The organism is Agrobacterium sp., assembly GCF_059499945.1.
Window position 1 is genome coordinate 160,851 of record NZ_JCABZP010000016.1, and the last position, 19,609, is coordinate 180,459.

Sequence of the window (19,609 nt, forward strand, 5' to 3'; positions counted from 1 at the left end):
AACTTAATCCCATTCTTCTTAGTATGACTTTTGCTACGAGTCTAGCGGCCTTGCCGACAAATTTGTCGTCTTTCGCGTCTCAATTCCCGGAAAGCCGTAAACCTGTCCTATAGCTTTGCCGGCGTGGTCTTTCGCTGCTCTTAGAAGATATCCAGTTCGAGATTGACCCGGCTTGCGGCGCCGATCAGATGCTTGCGCATGGCGTTCTTGGCAGCAGCGGCGTCTGCCTTCTCGACGGCCTCATAGATTGCCACATGTTCGGCGATCGTCACCTCGAGAATTTCGCCAAAAACCGCGCGGGAGAATGCGATGTTGATCGCGGAACTGATGCGTTCCGCGATGAAGCCGAGGAACATCAGAAAATATTCGTTCTGCGTCGCTTCCGCCAGAATGCGGTGAAAGTCGAGATCGGCAGCAACGCCTTCCGTTGACCAGTCATCGGCGGTTTTCATCTTTTCCAAAGCGGCCGCCAGCCGCGTCAGTTGCTGTGGGCTGCGATGCAGTGCGGCCAGACCCGCTGCCTCTATTTCCAGAGGCATGCGAAGCTGGAAAAGATCGCGGAAATTCTCCGGGTCGTTCAGCCGGGAGCGTTCGATGCGGATGGATAGTCTCTGCCGGGGATCGGTGACGAATGCGCCCACACCCTGCCGGGTTTCGACAAACCCCTCGTTGCGCAATTGCGCGATCGCTTCGCGGATGACCGAGCGGCTGACCCCGAAGGTCTTCGCCAGAACATGTTCGGTTGGCAGCCTGTCGCCCGGGCCGAGCTTCGAATCATTGATTTCGCGCGCGATCTCCGCGGCGATCCGGCCGGGCAGATGGTCGTTGCGATGTATCTGATTGAACTCCAGCGTCATGGTTGCTCCCGTTCCACAGAAACGATTGGTTCTTTTTCCCGCGGCAGGCGACTTCCTCCTTCGCCGTCAACGGGGTTTTCAAAGGCGGCGTTTTCAGCCGCCTTTGCCGTTCCTCGATTAGCTATCCGGTTGCAGGGTTATCTGGCAACCGGGATTCATCCGCAAATCGGGGTCGAACGTGTTTTTAAGGCCAGTGATCATCCGGCGCTGCACATCGGATAGCCGGCTTTCGAAATCGGAACGCTTCAGGCGGCCGATGCCGTGTTCGGCGCTGATGCTGCCGACATAGCGGTCAAGGACCTCGTTAACGAGTGTCTTGGACTTATAGATGAACGCTTCGCGCTCTTGCGGCGTCGCGCCGTTCGGCGGCAGCACGTTGAGGTGGACGTTTCCGTCTCCGACATGGCCGTAGGAAACCGCCAGGCACTCCGGCAGTTTTTCCGCCAGTTCCGCTTCGGCTTCGGCCACGAAGGCCGCAAGTTTCGACAGCGGCACCGAAATATCGGTGCGCATATGGGAACCGCGCAGCGCCTGACCTTCGTTCATGCCCTCGCGGAAGAGCCACAGCGATTGCGCCTGTGCCCGCGAGGAGGCGATGACGCCGTCCAGCACCAGCCCGTCTTCCATGACGCCCTCTAGGAAACGCCCCATAAGGTCGGCTGTGTCCACCAAACCGGAGCCGGAAATTTCCATCAGCACATAGGCCGGGTAATCGCCGGCGATCGGCATTTTGAGGTCGGGGATCGCCTCAATCGCCAGTGTGAAGGCAACCGGCGGCATGAATTCGAAGGCGGACATCAGGTCGCAGCATTCGCGGCGGGCGCGGCGGTAAAGCTTGATGGCATCGTCAAGCGAATTGAGGCCGAGCAGCGCCGTCTCGACATGTTCGGGATTGGGGTAAAGCTTGACGGACACGGCGGTGATGATGCCGAGCGTTCCTTCTGCGCCGATGAATAGCTGCTTCAGGTCAATGCCGCGATTGTCCTTGCGCAGCGTCGACAGGCCGTTCCAGATGTTGCCGTCAGGCAATACCACTTCGAGACCCAGCACCAGCTCGCGGGTCATGCCGTAACGCAGAACGTTGATGCCGCCGGCATTGGTGGAAACATTGCCGCCGATGCGGCAGCTGCCCTGTGCGCCAAGCGACAGCGGGAAGAACATTCCCTTGTCCTGCACCGCATCCTTGAATTCCGACAGAATGCAGCCCGCTTCGACGACAGCCGAAAAATCGTCGCTGTCTATGGTGCGGATGGCGTTCATGCGCTCAAGGCTCAGCACAACCTGACGCTTCGGCGCATCGGGAATGCCGCCGAGCACCAGTCCGGTATTGCCCCCCTGGGGAATGATGGCGAGATCGAGTTCGGCGCAGGCGCGAACGGTGTCGGAGACTTCCTTGGTCGATCGGGGGCGGATCACGGCCACGGCCGAACTTGTGACGTCGCCGTGCCAGTCGCGACAATAACGCAGCATGTCTTCCTGCGATGTCAGCAGCAAAGCCTCGCCCAGCCTGTTCTTCAGCGAGAACCGCAATTCCTCGATATCGTGTTCGCTCACGATCGTCATTCCACCCTCTCCGTCCAATCCGCCCTAAATTTCCGGACAGGGCTCTTTCACCCTTGCTTTTGCCGGTTTGTGAAAAAATACTATTTTCAACTCGATCATATAAGGTTATCAGACAACCTTACAAGCTAATTTATCGGTCGACTGGCCGATGGTGATTTTTCGGTCTCGGGAGAATGACCGGGACAAAGAGGAGGAAGACATGCATATCGCAATCATCGGCGCCGCAGGTATGGTTGGCCGCAAGCTGACGCAGCGTCTCGTCAAGGACGGATCGCTTGGCGGCAAGTCGATCGACAGGTTCACGCTTATCGACGTGTTTCAGCCTGAAGCGCCCGCCGGCTTCTCCGGTGCGGTTGATGCGCGCGCGGCCGATCTGTCCGCGCCGGGCGAGGCCGAAAAGCTGGTCGAAGCCCGCCCCGATGTCATCTTTCACCTTGCCGCCATCGTGTCCGGTGAAGCCGAACTCGATTTCGACAAGGGCTACCGCATCAATCTCGATGGCACGCGTTATCTCTTCGACGCCATCCGCATTGCCAACGGCAAGGATGGTTACAAGCCGCGCGTGGTCTTCACCTCGTCGATCGCCGTCTTCGGTGCGCCGCTCCCCTATCCGATCCCGGATGAATTCCACACCACGCCGCTGACCAGCTACGGTACGCAAAAGGCGATTTGCGAACTGCTGCTCTCCGATTACAGCCGTCGCGGTTTCTTCGATGGTATCGGCATTCGCCTGCCCACCATCTGCATTCGTCCCGGCAAGCCGAACGCGGCTGCCTCCGGCTTCTTCTCCAATATCCTGCGCGAGCCGCTGGTTGGCCAGGAAGCGGTTCTGCCGGTGCCGGCAAGCATTCGCCACTGGCATGCCTCGCCGCGTTCCGCTGTCGGTTTCCTCATCCATGGCGCCACGATCGACGTCGAAAAGGTCGGTCCGCGCCGCAACCTGTCGATGCCGGGTCTCAGCGCCACCGTCGGCGAACAGATCGAAGCGCTGCGCAAGGTCGCGGGCGAAAAGGCTGTCGCTCTCATCCGCCGCGAGCCGAACGAGATGATCATGCGCATGTGTGAGGGCTGGGCGCCCGGTTTTGAGGCCAAGCGCGCCCGGGAGCTGGGCTTCACGGCTGAAAGCTCCTTCGAAGAGATCATTCAGGTTCATATCGAGGACGAGCTGGGAGGTTCACTGAAATGAGTGTTGGCGGGGAGGAGAAGAAGCGGTCGGTTGCCTTTATCGGCACCGGCCTGATGGGCGGGCCGATGGCCCGACGCCTGCTGGGCGCTGGCTTTGCGGTCACAGTCTGGAACCGCAGCGTTGATAAGGCCGAGGCTCTGGTTGCCGATGGTGCCGTTCTCGCGGCATCTCCGGCCGAAGCCGCCACGGGTGCCGATATCGTCATCACCATGCTGAGCGATGGCAAGGCCGTGGGCGAAGTGCTGTTCGAGGCTGGTGTGGCCGAAGCGCTGAAAAAGGGCGCTGTTGTCATCGACAGCAGCTCGATTGCGCCGCCGATCGCGCGTGAACATGCATCTCGGCTTGAGGCGCTGGGCATTCATCACATCGATGCGCCGGTTTCCGGCGGTGTGCCGGGCGCGACAGCCGGTACGCTCGCCATCATGGCCGGTGGCGACGAGGCGCTGATCTCGGATCTTGCGGATGTCTTCGCGCCGATGGGCAGGCTTACCTATGTCGGTCCCTCGGGTGCCGGCCAGCTCTGCAAGCTCGCCAACCAGCAGATCGTTGCCATCACCATTGGCGCGGTTGCCGAGGCGATGATGCTGGTGGAAGCGGGCGGTGCATCCCGTGAAGGTTTCCGCAACGCCATACGTGGTGGTTTCGCCGAAAGCCGGATCCTGGAACTGCATGGCGAACGCATGGTGAAGCGCAATTTCGTGCCGGGCGGTCCGTCCAAATTCCAGCTCAAGGATCTGAACGGCGTGCTGGCAACGGCGAAGGACCTGTCACTTACCCTGCCGCTCACCCAGCAGGTGACGCGGGAATTCGATGATTTCGTCGGCGATGGCGGGGCGGATATCGACCATAGCGGCATCCTGCTTTACCTCGAAAAACTCAACAACCGCGAACAGGGCTGAAGCGATCTCATGAGCGACGACAAGACACCCATGCGCCGCCTGCGGTCCCAGGACTGGTTCGACAACCCTGACCATCTCGACATGACGGCGCTCTATCTGGAGCGCTTCATGAATTACGGTGTGACGCCGGAAGAACTGCGTTCCGGCAAGCCGGTTATCGGCATCGCCCAGAGCGGCAGTGACCTGACGCCCTGCAACCGCGTCCATGTGGAACTGGTCAAGCGGGTGCGTGACGGCATCCGCGATGCGGGCGGTATTCCCATCGAGTTTCCGACCCATCCGATGTTCGAGAACTGCAAGCGCCCGACGGCGGCGCTTGACCGCAATCTGGCCTATCTCAGCCTCGTGGAAGTGCTCTACGGTTACCCGCTCGACGGCGTCGTTCTGACCACGGGCTGCGACAAGACCACGCCTTCGGCGCTGATGGCGGCAAGCACCGTCGATATTCCGGCCATCGTTCTATCTGGCGGGCCGATGCTTGACGGGTATCATGACGGTGATCTCGTTGGTTCCGGTACCGTCATCTGGCGCATGCGCCGCAAATACGGCGCCGGTGAAATCACCCGCGAGGAATTTCTGCAGGCGGCGCTCGAATCCGCTCCTTCGGTCGGTCACTGCAACACCATGGGCACGGCTTCGACCATGAATGCCATTGCCGAAGCGCTCGGCATGTCGCTGACCGGCTGCGGCGCAATCCCGGCCGCTTACCGCGAACGCGGCCAGATGGCCTATCGCACCGGCCGCCGCGCCGTCGAACTGGTTGTCGAGAATATCAAGCCTTCCGACATCATGACGCGCGAGGCGTTTTTGAACGCGATCCGCGTCAATTCGGCAATCGGCGGATCGACCAATGCCCAGCCGCATCTGGCAGCAATGGCCAAGCATGCAGGCGTCGAGCTTCGTGAAGAGGACTGGCAGGTCCACGGTTACGACATTCCGCTGCTTGCCAATGTCCAGCCCGCCGGCAAATGGTTGGGCGAGAAATACCACCGCGCCGGCGGTACGCCCGCCATCATGTGGGAGCTTCTGCAAGCGGGCAAGCTCGAGGGAAGCTGTCCGACCGTGACCGGCAAAACGGTGGCGGAAAATCTGGACGGGCGGGAATCGACCGACCGCGACGTGATCTTGCCTTACGATAAGCCGCTCAAGGAACGGGCCGGGTTCCTCGTCCTCAAGGGCAATCTGTTTGATTTCGCCATCATGAAGACGAGCGTTATCTCGGCGGAATTCCGTCAGCGTTATCTGAGCGAGCCGGGCCGCGAGGGCATTTTCGAGGGCAAATGTGTGGTGTTCGATGGTTCGGAAGACTATCACGCCCGCATCAATGATCCATCTCTCGATATCGACGAACGCACCATTCTCGTCATTCGTGGTGCGGGGCCGCTCGGTTGGCCGGGTTCGGCTGAGGTCGTGAACATGCAGCCGCCGGATGCGCTCCTGAAAAAAGGCATCACCAGCCTGCCGACGATCGGCGATGGCCGGCAATCGGGAACGGCGGACAGCCCGTCGATCCTCAACGCCTCGCCGGAAAGTGCCGCAGGCGGCGGGCTGGCATGGCTCCGCACGGGCGATGTGATCCGCATCGACTTCAACAAAGGCGAGTGCAATGCGCTGGTGCCGGATGAGGAGCTTGCGGCCCGCAAGGCTGACGGCATTCCCGCTGTTCCCGCGGATGCGACGCCCTGGCAGCGCATTTATCGTCAGTCGGTGACCCAGCTTTCGGACGGCGCGGTTCTGGAAGGAGCTGCGGATTTCCGCCGGATCGCCGAGAAGATGCCCCGGCACAATCATTGATCGCACCTGACAAAAATCCCCGGCCACGTCCGGGGATTTTTCCTTTCGGACTGTTTCGCATTTGATTGCGACCTCCTAATGTATCCGCGAATCCGCGTTACATCCGCATTATCGAGGGCAGGACATGACAGATATTTCGATGATAGAGGCCGCGCGCGAGCGTATCGGCAACCACGCGGTGCGGACGCCATTGCTGTCGTCACCTTTTCTGGATGAGATTGCCGGGCGAAAGCTGTTCATAAAGGCCGAATGCCTGCAGAGGACGGGTTCCTTCAAGTTTCGCGGCGGCTGGTCGGCCGTCTCCGGCCTGCCCGCGCAGGTGCGCGGCAAGGGTGTTATCGCCTTTTCCTCCGGCAACCATGCGCAGGGCGTGGCCCTTGCAGCCCGCCTGCACGGCGTTCCCGCCGTCATCATCATGCCGTCGGATGCACCGAAGATCAAAATCGACAATACCCGCGCCTATGGTGCGGACGTGGTGCTCTACGACCGGGCGAACGAAGATCGCGATGCCATCGGAGATCGCATTTCGCGCGAGCGTGGGCTGACACTGATCAGGCCCTATGACGAACCGCTGGTTATTGCCGGGCAGGGGACGGTGGGGCTGGAGATTGCCGAACAGGGCGCGGAGCTGGGTATCGATGCAGCCGAGGTTCTGGTGCCTTGCGGTGGCGGTGGCCTCACATCCGGCATCTCCCTTGCACTTGCGGCGAAAGCTCAGAACTACAGGGTCAGGACTTCAGAACCGGAGCGGTTCGACGATGTGGCCCGCTCCCTTGCCTCGGGCAAGATCGAGCGTAACGCCACGACCTCGGGTTCGATCTGCGACGCGATCGTCACGCCACAGCCCGGAAACATTACTTTCCCGATCATGGCGGAGCTTTGCGGAAAGGGCATTGCCGTGACCGAGGAGGAAGCGCTGCGGGCGATGGTTCTCGCCTTCAACCGGCTGAAGATCGTCGTCGAACCCGGTGGTGCGGTGGCGCTGGCGGCGGCCCTCTTCCACGGCGATGAACTGGAGAGCGAAACGGCGATTGCAGTGGCTTCCGGCGGCAATGTCGATCCTGACATCATGGTGGGCGCGCTGTCCCGTTTCGGCTGAATGAGGTTGAGATCAAGCCTCGAGTCGTGCCGCGACCTCGTTGGCAATCGCCAGCGAGGCGGTCAGGCCGGGGCTTTCTATGCCGAAGAGATTGACGAGGCCGGCAACGCCGTGGGTTTCCGGCCCGTCAATGCGGAAATCCATGGCCGGTTCGTCCGGACCGGAAATCTTCGGCCGGATTCCGGAATAGGCCGGAATCAGCGCATGGTCGGGAAGGCCCGGCCAATAACGCCGTATCGCGTCGCCAAAACCCTCCATGCGGCGGGGATCAACGGCGTAATCGATGGTGTCCACCCATTCCACATCCGGCCCGAAACGGGCCTGGCCGGCAAGATCGAGAGTGAGATGCACGCCAAGGCCATGGGTGTGAGGTGCGGGGTAGATCAGCCGTGAAAAGGGCGACTTGCCGGCCAGCGAAAAATAGCTGCCTTTGGCAAAACGCGCTTGCGGGACCAAATCCTCCGACAATCCTTCGATCTTTCTTGCCACCATCGGCGCAACAAGTCCGGCGGAATTGACGAGCAGCCGGCATGTCAGGCTTGTGGGCTCCGCGCCGCCGACGTGAACCCGGAAACCATCGCCGATCACTTCTGCCTTTTCGAAGGGTGCGTTCAGGGCAAGGGCTGCGCCATGATCCTGCGCGTCTCCAAGGAGCGCCAGCATATAACCATGGCTGTCGATGATACCGGTCGAGGGCGATGTCAGGGCTGCGACGCAGGTGAGCGCGGGTTCGAGCGAGACTGCCTGTCGCTCATCGATCAGCTCAAGGTCGTCGCAACCGTTGGCTTTGCCTTTTTCGCGGAGGGTGGTGAGCATGGCCGTCTCTTCATCGCTCGCGGCGACGATGAGTTTGCCGCAGCGGCGATATGAGACGCCGTGGCTTTGACAGAAAGCATAGAGTCGCGCCTTGCCTTCCACGCAAAGCCGGGCCTTGAGGCTTCCGGCCGGATAATAGAGCCCGGCGTGAATGACTTCGCTGTTGCGGGAGGAAGTGGCCGAGCCGAATTCCTTTTCGCTTTCGAGGATGATGACGGAGAGGCCGCGCATCGCCAGCTCGCGTGCTGTCGCCAGTCCGATCACCCCGGCTCCGATGATGATGGCGTCGATATCCGTCATGGTCTTTTCCGTGCCCGCCGCTGGTTTTGAACGGAAATGCCCTCCAGCGCGTTGATCCCGGGCAATGGGTAGATTGATGCTTGCCGGTGGGCAAGTCGCAATCCGTATTTTTCCCGATGCGCCAATCTTATGGAATTTTATCTCTACTGAAACAGTGGGGAATAAAGCTATTCTCTACGTGAAATAAGCAATGCCCGCTTTGAAGGGCCGAGCAGGAAGGGAGTGCACAATGTCTTATTCCAAGGCAGGAAAAGTGAAAGACTTTGTCTCGCAGCCCCAGTCGCCGCGTAACTGGAAAGATTCGGTTCATGCGGCTCTTGTCGGCGTCTGCGTGGCGTTTGTCGCTGCCGTCATATTCGGTCTCGTTCCCTGATCCTCCCGACTTTCTCATCAGGGTATTTGAGAACAAAAGGCCGGTCGCTCCTCCGACCGGCCTTTTTCATGTCCATTCATGCCTTCAGGTAATCCTCGGCCAGATCAACCCAGAAAGCGGTTCCGATCGGCAGGATATCGTCGTTGAAATCGAATTTCGGATGGTGCAGCGGCGGGTCGTTGTCGGTGCGCGCGGTGCCGAGGAAAAAATAACAGCCGGGCCGCTTCTCCAGCATATAGGCGAAGTCTTCCGCGCCCATCGACGGGCGCTGCATCTCAGCCACCCTTTCAGTTCCGGCAAAGCGGCGGGCGAGATCGGCGACATAATCCGTTTCCGCCTTGTGGTTGACCGTTGCGTTATACCCGCGCTCGTAATCGATGGTGACGCTCATGCCATAGCTGGCCGCCTGGCCTTCGGCTATCGCCCGGATGCGCTTTTCCAGCTCATCGCGCACGCCCGGATCGAAGGAGCGGATGGTCAGCAGCATTTCCGCCGTCTCGGGAATCACATTGCTGGCAGCACCCGCATGGAACGCGCCAACGGTGACGACCGCCGACAATTGCGGATGGATATTGCGGGATACCACCGTCTGCAAGGCCATGATGATGCTCGCGCCGGCAACGATGGGGTCGGCCGCGTCCTGCGGCTCGGCGCCGTGGCCGCCGTAACCGTTGACGGTGATCTTGCACTCGTCGACAGCGGCGAGAATCGGCCCCTCGCGCAGCACGAATTGCCCGAAGGGCAGGCCGGGATCGTTATGCAGGGCAAAAACCGCATCGCAGGGAAAACGTTCGAATAGCCCGTCCTCGATCATGATTCTGGCGCCGCCGAAATTTTCTTCCGCCGGCTGGAAGATCAGATGCAGGGTTCCATCGAAATTCTTGCGCTCAGCGATGATCTTTGCCGCGCCGAGCAGCATGGCGGTGTGGCCATCGTGGCCGCAGGCATGCATCACGCCCTGATTGGCGCTTGCATAATCCGCCCCCGTCTCTTCGTGGATCGGGAGGGCGTCGATATCGGCGCGGATGCCGAGCGTGCGCGTGCTGTCGCCATTGCTGAGCGTGGCGACGATACCGGTGCCGGCGAGCCCGCGCGTCACCTCATAACCCATTTCCACCAATTGCCCGGCAATGAAGTCCGAGGTTTTGAACTCCGAAAGACCGATTTCCGGATTGCGGTGCAGGTGGCGGCGTATGGCCACCACATCCGGCATATGGTTGGCAAAGGATGCGATATTCGCGGTCTGTTTCGTCATTTTCAGAATCCCGGGTTTGGCCGTTTTTTCCGGCGTCTTTCCCAAAGGACATATCAGCATATTTATGTATTCTAAAGTGTCGTCATCGGCGCGGAAATGGCCTGAAATTCAGCGCTTGCATCGTGCCGCGACAGGTGGCATGGAACTATTGACGTCCTGGGGCATTAGCTTCTTTCGGATGTAGCGCGGGCAGTCTCGGTTCCGCGTTGCCCTTCAGGTTGTCAACGGGGGATTATCGACGTTGCGCGAACAATTTTCGCCGTCGGGGAGGGTGCGAAATTCGGTCGGAACGGCATTGCCGGGCCGCAGGATGCCATTTTCTTCCTGTTATCGAAAATCTCCTGTCCGCACCGATCTGCGGTTTTCCGATCGTATCGGAATAATTTCACTGCAACATGCTGCACCTGCGGATACCACCCGCCTGACGATCCGTTCCGCACGGCGTCCGGTCCGGTTCACCGAAGGTTCAGGATAAGTCATAAATATAGCGTGGCCTGATTTTCGTATGTGTTCCCGCCATGGACGAAATGCCGGTCAAGTCGAACAAGTTTCCCTAAAGTTCAGAATACGAGCCCGATGTCATTTCATATTACCCCGACCGCCGCCGCCCGTGATTCCGAGACGAAGCAGATCGATCATAACGATTCGATCCGCGCGTCCTATATGACGGTCGAGGAACTGCATGATGCGGGCGCCGCGCTTTCGCGCGATGGCGCCGACAGCCTTCCCGGCTTCATGGAGTTCGATTTCTTCGAGCGTCATCGCGAGAACGAGAAGGAAATTCTGCGGGTCTACCGCACAACGGCGGTCGACGCGGAAAATGGCGCGACGATAACGCCGGCGGCGGAATGGCTGCTCGACAATCACTACGTCATCGAAGAGGCGATCCAGGAAGTTCGCCGCGATTTTCCGCGCAAGTTCTATCGCCAGCTGCCGACGATGACGGTGGGCGGGGTGACGATCCCGCGGGTCATGGCGCTCGGCTGGCTTTATGTCGCCCATACCCACAGCACGGTTTCGCGCGAGAACATGACGGCGCTGGTGGATGGCTACCAGACCTCAAAGACGCTGCAGATCGGCGAATTGTGGGCGCTGCCGTCGATCATCCGTTTTGTCCTCATCGAAAATCTTCGCCGCATCTCCATCCGTGTGGAGCGTTCGCGCCGCATGCGCCAGAAGGCGAACGAGGTCGTTGACGAGATCATTCGTCTCAACGATGCGGAGGCCTCCGCGGCCCTTTTGAAGCAGGTCGATACGCTGGTCGACGACCCGACTTTCGCAACGCAATTCCTTTATCGTCTCCGCAACGGCTCCCAGACATCGGGTTTTGCGGTGGCATGGCTCGAAGAGCGCCTGCATGCTGCCGGCACGGACGCCGAAAACGTCATGATGTCGGAACATAACCGTCTTGCATCCGGCAACGTGACGATGGGCAACATCGTCAAGAGCCTGCGCGAAATCGACGATACCGAATGGTCGGTGTGGTTCGAGGAAGTCAGCCACATCGACAAGGTTCTGCGCGAAGAGACCGATTACGAAACGCTCGATTTCGGTTCGCGAAACACCTACCGCAATACTATCGAACTTCTGGCGCGCCGTTCTCCCAAGACTGAAGTTGAGGTTGCGCGTGCCGCTGTCGAAATGGCGCGCGCTGATACGCCTGTGGAGGCGGACGAGACACATCCCGTCAATGTCGGCTCCGTGCTCGTGGGCCAGCGTCGTTTCGAGCTTGAGAAGGCGCTGGGTTACCGGCCTTTGGTGTCGCAGCGTATCGTCCGGGCGATGCGCAAGTTCAACTGGCTTGCGATTGCGGCGCCGGTGTTTCTAATCACCGCGCTCGCCATGCTCGCCGTTGGCTGGTTCCTGGCGCAGGCGGGCATGCCCTGGTATGTGGTGACCGCCTTCCTGCTGATGTTCGCATTGCCGGCATCCGAGGGCGCGACCGGCCTCTTCAACACGCTCGTCACCTTCTTTGTGAAGCCGTTCCGGCTGGTCGGATACGAGTTCAAGAACGGTATTCCGCAGGACGCCCGCACGCTGGTTGCCGTGCCCTGCATGCTGACCAGCCGCGACAGTGTCGATGAGATGATGCGCAATATCGAGGTGCATTATCTCGCCAATCCGCATGGCGAGATTTATTTCTCGCTGGTGAGCGACTGGCGCGATGCGCAGTATGAACAGTCCGACGATGACCTCGAAATTCTCGATTATGCCAAGCGTGAGCTTGCGGCGCTGAACAGCCGTTATGCCTTTGACGGCAAGACACGCTTTTACCTGTTGCACCGCCGCCGCATCTACAATTCGGCTGAAGGCTGCTGGATGGGCTGGGAGCGCAAGCGCGGCAAGCTGCATGAGCTGAACATGCTGCTGCGCGGCGACAAGGATACAACGTTCCTCGGCGGCGCCAATGTCGTGCCGGAGGGCGTGAAATACGTCATGACACTGGATGCCGATACGCGCCTGATGCGCGATGCGGTGACCAAGCTTGTCGGCAAGATGCACCACCCGATCAATCGTCCGGTGATTGACCCGGTGTCCGGACGGGTTGTCGAAGGCTACGGTCTGCTGCAGCCGCGCGTAACGCCCTCGCTCACCACCGGCAAGGACGCATCCGTTTTCCAGCGGGTCTTCTCGATCAACCGCGGTATCGATCCTTACGTCTTCACCGTTTCCGACGTCTATCAGGACCTGACGTCCGAGGGCACCTTCACCGGCAAGGGCCTTTACGATGTGGATGCCTTTGAGGCGGCGCTGAAGGGCCGGATCGAGGAAAACTCCATTCTCAGCCACGATCTGCTCGAAGGCTCCTTCGCGCGCTGCGCGCTGGTGACCGACGTGGAACTGGTCGAGGATTTCCCGACCCGCTATGAGGTTGAAGTCTCGCGCCAGCATCGCTGGGCGCGTGGCGACTGGCAGCTTCTGCCCTTTATCCTCGATCGTGCCCGTGGCGTTACCGCGATCGGCCGCTGGAAGATGGTCGATAACCTGCGTCGCTCGCTGACGCCGATCGCCTGGTTCTTTGCCTCGATCCTCGGCTGGTATTTCATGGATCCGCTCGGTGCGCTGATCTGGCAGATCCTGCTGATCTTCTCGCTGTTCGTAGCCCCCACGCTTTCCCTGCTCTCCGGTCTCGTGCCGCGCTCCACCGATATCGTGCCGCAGGCGCATTTCCACACCATCTGGTCGGAAATCCGCGCGACCAACGCACAGGTGGCGCTGCGCATCGTCTTCATCGCCGATGCCGCCTGCATGATGACCGACGCGATTGCCCGCTCGCTTTACCGCCTGCTCGTCAGCCACAAGCTGATGCTGGAATGGCGTACCGCCGCCAGCATGCAGTCGAGCGCGCAGGGCAGCATCATCGATTATTATCGACAGATGTGGCATGCGCCCGTAGTGGCGATGCTCGGCCTGCTGTTCGCGGCGCTGCCGGGTGACAATGCCTTCCTGATCGGCATTCCCTTCACGCTTCTCTGGGTTCTGTCGCCTGCCGTTGCCTGGTATGTCAGCCAGTCGGCTGAAACCGAAGACCGGCTGTTCGTTTCGGAACACGTCTCCTTCGAGCTTCGCAAGATCGCGCGCCGCACATGGCGTTATTACGAGGCCTTCGTGACGCCGCAGGAAAACCACCTGCCGCCTGATAACTTCCAGGAAACGCCGGAGCCGATCGTCGCTTCGCGCACGTCGCCCACCAATATCGGCGTCTACCTGCTTTCCATCATTTCGGCGCGCCAGTTCGGCTGGATCAGCTTTGCCGATACTCTGGAGCGGATCGAGAACACGATCCAGACCGTCGAGAAGATGGAGAAACATCGCGGCCATCTCTACAACTGGTACCATACGGACACGTTGCAGACGCTTGGACCCCGCTATGTTTCGGCGGTGGACAGCGGCAATCTTGCCGGTCACCTGATTGCAGTTTCGTCGGCCTGCCGCCAGTGGGCGGAAGCGCCTTCCGCGCATCTTCAGGGCAATCTGGACGGTATCGGCGATCTGGCCGGCATCCTGCGCGAAACGCTGAAAGCGCTGCCTGACGACCGCAAGAACCTGCGTCCGCTGCATCGCCGTCTCGAAGAGCGTATCATCGGGTTCTCGAACGCTCTGGCGTCCGTCAAGCGCGAGCATGAATTCGCATCGATCCGCGTCATCAATCTGGCGGTGCTTGCGCGCGACATCCAGAAACTCGCTACCAATGTCGATCACGAAGTGAAGTCTGCGCAGAGCGCGGAAGTGACCCGCTGGGCGCAATTGCTGGTGGATTGCTGTGAGGCGCATATTTCCGACAGCGCCATCGATCTCACCAATATGGAACCGTTGCGCCAGCGTCTCGCATCGCTGCGCGACCGCAGCCGCAACCTCGCTTTCTCGATGGACTTCACGTTCCTGTACCGCAAGGATCGCCGTCTTCTGTCGATTGGCTATCGCGTCGAAAGCAAGGAGCTGGACGAGGCCTGCTACGACCTTCTGGCGTCCGAATGCCGTCTGACCAGCCTGTTTGCCATCGCCAAGGGCGATCTGCCGACAGAGCACTGGTACCGTCTCGGCCGTCAGGTCGTGCCGATCGGTGCGCAGGGCGCGCTGGTCTCCTGGTCGGGTTCGATGTTCGAATATCTGATGCCCCCGCTCGTCATGCAGGAGCGTCAGGGCGGCATTCTCAACCAGACCAACAATCTGATCGTTAAGGAACAGATGAACCACGGCCGCCGCCTCGGCACGCCATGGGGCATTTCCGAAGCGGCGTTCAACGCCCGCGATCACAACATGAACTACCAGTACACCAACTTCGGTGTGCCGACGCTTGGCCTCAAGCGCGGTCTCGGCCAGAATGCTGTCATCGCGCCCTATGCGTCGATCCTCGCCAGCCAGTACGATCCTGATGGTGCGCTTGAGAACCTCGACAAGCTGCGCAAGCTTGGCGCGCTTGGCCAGTACGGCTTCCATGATGCGGTGGATTTCACACCGACACGTGTGCCTGATGGTAAGGTCTGCGCGGTGGTCTACAACTATTATGCCCACCACCACGGCATGTCGATTGCGGCCGTCGCCAACGTCGCTTTCGATGGCGTGCTGCGCGAACTCTTCCATTCCGATCCGGTGATTGAAGCGGCCGAACTGCTGTTGCAGGAAAAGGCACCGCGCGAAGTGCCCGTCATGAGCGCGAAATACGAGCCGGAAACCCCCGGCAAGGAACAGGCGGACCTGTTGCGTGCGGAAGTGCGCTCCATCGTCGACCCGGCCGCGCGCGACCGCGAAGTGGTGTTCCTTTCGAACGGCCATTATTCGACGATGCTCACCTCGACGGGTGCCGGTTATTCGAAGTGGAACGGTCAGGCGATTTCCCGCTGGAAGGCCGATCCGACCGAAGACCGCTGGGGCACCTTCATCTTCCTGCGCGACACCACCAACGGACAATGGTGGAGTGCGACGGCAGAGCCGCGTGTTATCGAAGGCGAAAAGACCAAGACGATCTTCACCGACGACAAGGCCGAGTTCCACAAGACCACCGGCGATCTGCAGAGCGTGGTCGAATGCATTGTCGCCACCGAGCACGATGCCGAAGGCCGCCGCGTCACGCTGCTCAATGTCGGTTCCGAGGATCGCTATATCGAAGTGACCTCCTATATGGAGCCCGTCATTGCGTCTGAAGATGACGACAACGCCCATCCGCTGTTCTCGCGCATGTTCGTGCAGACCGAGATCGGCCGCCGCGGTGATGTCATCCGCGCCTGGCGCAACCGTCGCAGCCCGAACGAGCCCGGCACCGTCATCGCGCATCTTGCCGCCGACAATGCCGGCCCGTCGCGCCCGACGGAATTCGAGACCGATCGTGCCAAGTTCATCGGCCGCGGCCGCTCGCTGCGCGAAGCGGCGGCTTTCGATGCCGGTGCGACGCTTTCCAGCAACGACGGCTTCACGCTTGATCCGATCCTGTCATTGCGCCGCACCGTACGCGTGCCGGCGGGCAAGAAGGTGAGCGTGATTTTCTGGACGATTGCCGCGCCAAGCCGCGAGGAGGTCGACAAGGCGATCGACCGTTATCGTCATCCGGACGCGTTTGCCCATGAACTCGTGCACGCCTGGACACGCACGCAGGTGCAGATGCGCCATGTGGGCGTCACCTCGCAGCAGGCGGCCGCCTTCCAGCATCTCGGCCGTTATCTGACCTATCCGGACATGCATCTGCGTGCGGATTCGGAAACGCTGAAAACCGGCCTTGCCTCGCAGCGTGCTTTGTGGCCGCTCGCGATTTCAGGCGATTTCCCGATCTTCAGCTTGCGCATCAACGACGATATGGACATGGATATCGCCCGTGAGGCGCTGAGCGCCCATGAATATCTGCGTTCACGCGGCGTGATCTTCGATCTCGTTATCGTCAACGAACGGGCTGCATCCTATGCACAGGACATGCAGCATGCGCTGGATCATATTTCCGAGGCGCAGCGCCGCATCAATCCCGCCGATGGCGGTCGTCCGCACGTCTTCTCCGTGCGCCGCGACCTGATGGACGAAGAGACGTGGAGCGCGCTTCTCGCCGCTTCCCGCGTCGTTCTCCACGTGCGCAACGGCAAGATTGTCGACCAGATCAACCGTGCGGTCTCGCTGTTTGCGGCCCATCGCGGCCCCGATGGCACAAGCGACGCTGCGCAGGCCCGTCTGCCGGTACCGTCCTTCCCGGTTGCGGAACAGGTCGAAGATGCGGGTGATCTCGATTTCTGGAACGGTTTTGGCGGCTTCGCCAGGAACGGCCAGGAATATGTTGTGCGCCTCAATGGCGGGCAGTCCACGCCGCATCCGTGGATCAACGTCATCTCGAACGAGAGTTTCGGCTTCCACATTTCGGCCGAAGGCGCCGGCTTCAGCTGGAGCCGCAATTCGCGCGACTATCAGCTGACGCCCTGGAGCAACGATCCGGTCGTCAACCGGCCGGGTGAGGCCTTCTATGTCGTCGATGTGGAGACAGGAAAGCTCTATACTCCCTGCGCCGCGCTGTCGCGCGATCCGGAAGCCATGTTCGAAACCCGCCATGGCCTAGGTTACTCCGTGCTGACAGGCGTGGCCGATACACTTGAAGTCGAAGTGACACAGACCGTTGATCGCGAAAAACCGGTCAAGTTCTCGCAGGTCATCGTTCGCAACAAGGGTTCAAAAAGCCGGCGCCTGAAGGTCTACGCCTATGTGGAATGGGTGCTGGGCAACAACGCCCAGAAATCCGCGCCGTTCATTCTGAGCAGACACGATGCCGGCAGCAATGCGATCTTCGCGTCGAACCCCTACAGCATCGACTATAGCGCCCGCACGGCATTCCTGACGCTTGACAGTGAGGTGAGCGGCTTCACCACCAGCCGCCGGGAATTCATCGGCCGCTTCGGTTCGGCACAGGCCCCGCAGGGCATCGTGTCGGGTAGCGCACTCAGCGGCAGCACCGAGGTCGATGGCGATCCCTGCGCGGCGCTGATGCAGGAAATCCATCTGAAGCCCGGTGAAGAACGGCACATGACCTTCATTCTCGGCGATGCCGACAATGCGGAAGAGGCCGAAGCGCTGGTGAAGGATGTTCGCAACGCGGACTTCCAGACGGTGCTGGACGAGAGCAAGGCATTCTGGACCGGCTTTACCGGCCAGCTGCAGGTTTCCACGCCCGATGCCGGCTTCAATCACATGGTCAATAACTGGCTGCCCTATCAGGCGCTGGCGTGCCGCATTCTGGCGCGCACGGCCTTTTACCAGTCGAGCGGCGCCTTCGGCTTCCGCGACCAGCTTCAGGATACGCTAGCCTTCCTGCTCTACCAGCCGGATCTCGCCCGCAAGCAGATCCTGCGCGCAGCCGGTCGCCAGTTCCCCGAAGGCGATGTGCAGCACTGGTGGTTGCCTCTGACGGGCGCCGGTGTTCGCACGACCATCTCGGATGACGTGGTCTGGCTCGCATATGCGATCAACCAATATGTCTCGGCCACGGGTGATGTCGCGATCCTCGATGAAAGCATCCCCTTCCTGAAGGGGGCGGCATTGATGCCCGGCCAGCATGATGCTTTCTTCCAGCCGGAGATCAGCGACAGATCCGCCACGCTTTACGAACATGCGGCGCTGGCGCTTGATCTCGCCATTCATCGCACCGGCGAAAATGGCCTGCCGCTGATCCTCGGCGGCGACTGGAACGACGGCATGAACCGCGTCGGCGTCGGCGGCAAGGGCACCAGCGTCTGGCTCGGCTGGTTCCTTTCCGGGGCGTTGCGCGATTTCATCGAGATTGCGGAAAAGCGTGGCGATGCCGACCGCGTCGGCAAATGGGCATCGCATCGGGAAAGGCTGCGCAACGCGCTGGAAACAGCGGGTTGGGATGGCAGCTATTACCGGCGCGGTTATTTCGATGACGGCACGCCGCTCGGTTCCGCCGAAAGCGAGGAGTGCCGGATCGATTCCCTTGGCCAGAGCTGGAGCGTTCTCTCCGGCGAAGGCGAAGAGGGTCGGTCGCGGCAGGCCATGGATGCCGTCATGGAGCATCTGGTCGATGAGCAGACCGGCATTATCAGGCTGTTCACGCCGCCCTTCTCGCGTGCACCGCATGATCCGGGTTACATCAAGGGATATCCGCCGGGCGTGCGTGAAAACGGCGGGCAATATACCCATGCCGCAACCTGGGTGGTTCTTGCCCTCGCCAAGCAGGGTAGGGCGCAGGAGGCATGGAACTGCTTCAAGCTGCTCAACCCGGTCAATCATGCGCTCGATGCGGCATCGTCAGAAACCTATCGGGTCGAACCCTATGTGGTGACCGCGGATGTTTACGGTGAAGGCGCTTATGCGGGCCGTGGAGGCTGGAGCTGGTACACGGGTTCGGCCGGCTGGCTCTACCGCGCCGCTGTCGAGGGTATTCTCGGCATCACACGCACCGACGGCAAGCTGCATATTGCGCCGTCTCTGCCGGAGGACTGGAGCGGTTTCTCGGTGAAGATCACGCTCGACGGGAAGGCAAGGGACATCGCCGTCAGCCGCAAGGCCGGTGGGGCGGAAGTCTCCGTATCCGTCGATGGCAAGGCTTTGTCGGCAGGCGACAGGGTGATCCCCTTCGACTGAGACGATCAGGCCTCTGTTCGCTTTTAGACTCAGGCTCCTGTGGTGACGCAGGGGCCTGAATTTTTATGGTGCTAGCTTGGTTTCCAACTTGGCACATCGGCCGGATCATGGCCCGGAAGCCCGGTCTCCTTCGCAGCGGTCGGCTGAAAGGTCCTGCGGCACCGAGATAAGGTCATGCAGGCAGGCCTTCACGGCGCAGTGCCGGATTTGTCCGGTCCGACCTGTCGTCAATCTTTTCGGAAAAAAGCAGCAGTTGCGAGTGATTAATTATTGAAGACGGGCAACGGCAGGAACCTGTCATCTATGGTCGGCTTCAGGATTTGCACTCAGGAATCTTGATTGGTCTCCGCGTGTTTCGCGATATTCTCGGTCGATCGGAAAGGGAGTTACCTTGC

General features: G+C 60.6%; 10 protein-coding genes. 6 read left to right on the forward strand and 4 right to left on the reverse strand.

Going from position 1 to position 19,609, the window contains the following annotated elements; all coding sequences use genetic code 11:
- Positions 1-140: 140 nt before the first annotated feature.
- The gene (locus AC5I5B_RS20120) at positions 141-857 is read right to left on the reverse strand and encodes a FadR/GntR family transcriptional regulator (RefSeq protein WP_003505172.1); all 717 of its coding nucleotides are present in this window, start codon (positions 855-857) and stop codon (positions 141-143) included.
- A 117-nt stretch (positions 858-974) separates the two neighbouring features.
- Positions 975-2,420, reverse strand: a complete 1,446-nt coding sequence (locus AC5I5B_RS20125) for an FAD-binding oxidoreductase (RefSeq protein WP_111834623.1) — start codon at positions 2,418-2,420, stop codon at positions 975-977.
- A gap of 199 nt (positions 2,421-2,619) precedes the next feature.
- Between AC5I5B_RS20125 and denD the strand changes: the two genes are divergently transcribed.
- The 4 genes from denD to AC5I5B_RS20145 all read left to right on the forward strand — a co-directional run bounded on the left by denD (position 2,620) and on the right by AC5I5B_RS20145 (position 7,398).
- On the forward strand, positions 2,620-3,606 hold the full coding sequence (gene denD / locus AC5I5B_RS20130; RefSeq protein ID WP_111834624.1) for a D-erythronate dehydrogenase: 987 nt from the start codon (positions 2,620-2,622) through the stop codon (positions 3,604-3,606).
- Positions 3,603-4,505, forward strand: a complete 903-nt coding sequence (locus AC5I5B_RS20135) for an NAD(P)-dependent oxidoreductase (protein ID WP_111834625.1) — start codon at positions 3,603-3,605, stop codon at positions 4,503-4,505. Before denD ends, AC5I5B_RS20135 begins: the two co-directional genes overlap by 4 nt.
- A gap of 9 nt (positions 4,506-4,514) precedes the next feature.
- On the forward strand, positions 4,515-6,299 hold the full coding sequence (locus AC5I5B_RS20140) for an IlvD/Edd family dehydratase (protein WP_080864123.1): 1,785 nt from the start codon (positions 4,515-4,517) through the stop codon (positions 6,297-6,299).
- Positions 6,300-6,423: 124 nt separating this feature from the next.
- Positions 6,424-7,398, forward strand: coding sequence for a threonine ammonia-lyase (locus AC5I5B_RS20145; RefSeq protein WP_111834626.1), 975 nt, complete (start codon positions 6,424-6,426; stop codon positions 7,396-7,398).
- A 12-nt stretch (positions 7,399-7,410) separates the two neighbouring features.
- On the opposite strand, the gene AC5I5B_RS20150 is transcribed toward AC5I5B_RS20145, so the two are convergent.
- Positions 7,411-8,514: an NAD(P)/FAD-dependent oxidoreductase gene (locus tag AC5I5B_RS20150; protein WP_003505153.1), complete on the reverse strand. Its 1,104-nt coding sequence runs from the start codon at positions 8,512-8,514 to the stop codon at positions 7,411-7,413.
- A 229-nt stretch (positions 8,515-8,743) separates the two neighbouring features.
- Here AC5I5B_RS20150 and AC5I5B_RS20155 point away from each other — a divergent pair, with 229 nt between their 5' ends.
- Positions 8,744-8,887 carry a hypothetical protein gene (locus AC5I5B_RS20155; protein ID WP_003505150.1) on the forward strand — a complete coding sequence of 48 codons (144 nt, stop codon included), beginning with the start codon at positions 8,744-8,746 and terminating at the stop codon, positions 8,885-8,887.
- A gap of 76 nt (positions 8,888-8,963) precedes the next feature.
- Here the strand turns inward: AC5I5B_RS20155 and AC5I5B_RS20160 are convergent, their stop codons facing one another.
- Positions 8,964-10,142 carry a M20 aminoacylase family protein gene (locus tag AC5I5B_RS20160; RefSeq protein WP_162695549.1) on the reverse strand — a complete coding sequence of 393 codons (1,179 nt, stop codon included), beginning with the start codon at positions 10,140-10,142 and terminating at the stop codon, positions 8,964-8,966.
- 576 nt (positions 10,143-10,718) lie between these two features.
- Here AC5I5B_RS20160 and AC5I5B_RS20165 point away from each other — a divergent pair.
- Positions 10,719-19,214 (forward strand): glycoside hydrolase family 94 protein, encoded by an 8,496-nt coding sequence (locus AC5I5B_RS20165; protein ID WP_111834627.1) that lies wholly within the window; start codon positions 10,719-10,721, stop codon positions 19,212-19,214.
- Positions 19,215-19,609 lie beyond the last annotated feature (395 nt).

What these genes read in the sequence shown, in the direction of transcription:
- AC5I5B_RS20160 (WP_162695549.1), bottom strand. Translation starts at nt 10,142, where the DNA reads ATGACGAAACAGACCGCGAATATCGCATCCTTTGCCAACCATATGCCG.
- AC5I5B_RS20125 (WP_111834623.1), bottom strand. Translation starts at nt 2,420, where the DNA reads ATGACGATCGTGAGCGAACACGATATCGAGGAATTGCGGTTCTCGCTG.
- AC5I5B_RS20165 (WP_111834627.1), top strand. Translation starts at nt 10,719, where the DNA reads ATGTCATTTCATATTACCCCGACCGCCGCCGCCCGTGATTCCGAGACG.
- AC5I5B_RS20150 (WP_003505153.1), bottom strand. Translation starts at nt 8,514, where the DNA reads ATGACGGATATCGACGCCATCATCATCGGAGCCGGGGTGATCGGACTG.
- AC5I5B_RS20135 (WP_111834625.1), top strand. Translation starts at nt 3,603, where the DNA reads ATGAGTGTTGGCGGGGAGGAGAAGAAGCGGTCGGTTGCCTTTATCGGC.
- AC5I5B_RS20155 (WP_003505150.1), top strand. Translation starts at nt 8,744, where the DNA reads ATGTCTTATTCCAAGGCAGGAAAAGTGAAAGACTTTGTCTCGCAGCCC.
- AC5I5B_RS20140 (WP_080864123.1), top strand. Translation starts at nt 4,515, where the DNA reads ATGAGCGACGACAAGACACCCATGCGCCGCCTGCGGTCCCAGGACTGG.
- denD (WP_111834624.1), top strand. Translation starts at nt 2,620, where the DNA reads ATGCATATCGCAATCATCGGCGCCGCAGGTATGGTTGGCCGCAAGCTG.
- AC5I5B_RS20120 (WP_003505172.1), bottom strand. Translation starts at nt 857, where the DNA reads ATGACGCTGGAGTTCAATCAGATACATCGCAACGACCATCTGCCCGGC.
- AC5I5B_RS20145 (WP_111834626.1), top strand. Translation starts at nt 6,424, where the DNA reads ATGACAGATATTTCGATGATAGAGGCCGCGCGCGAGCGTATCGGCAAC.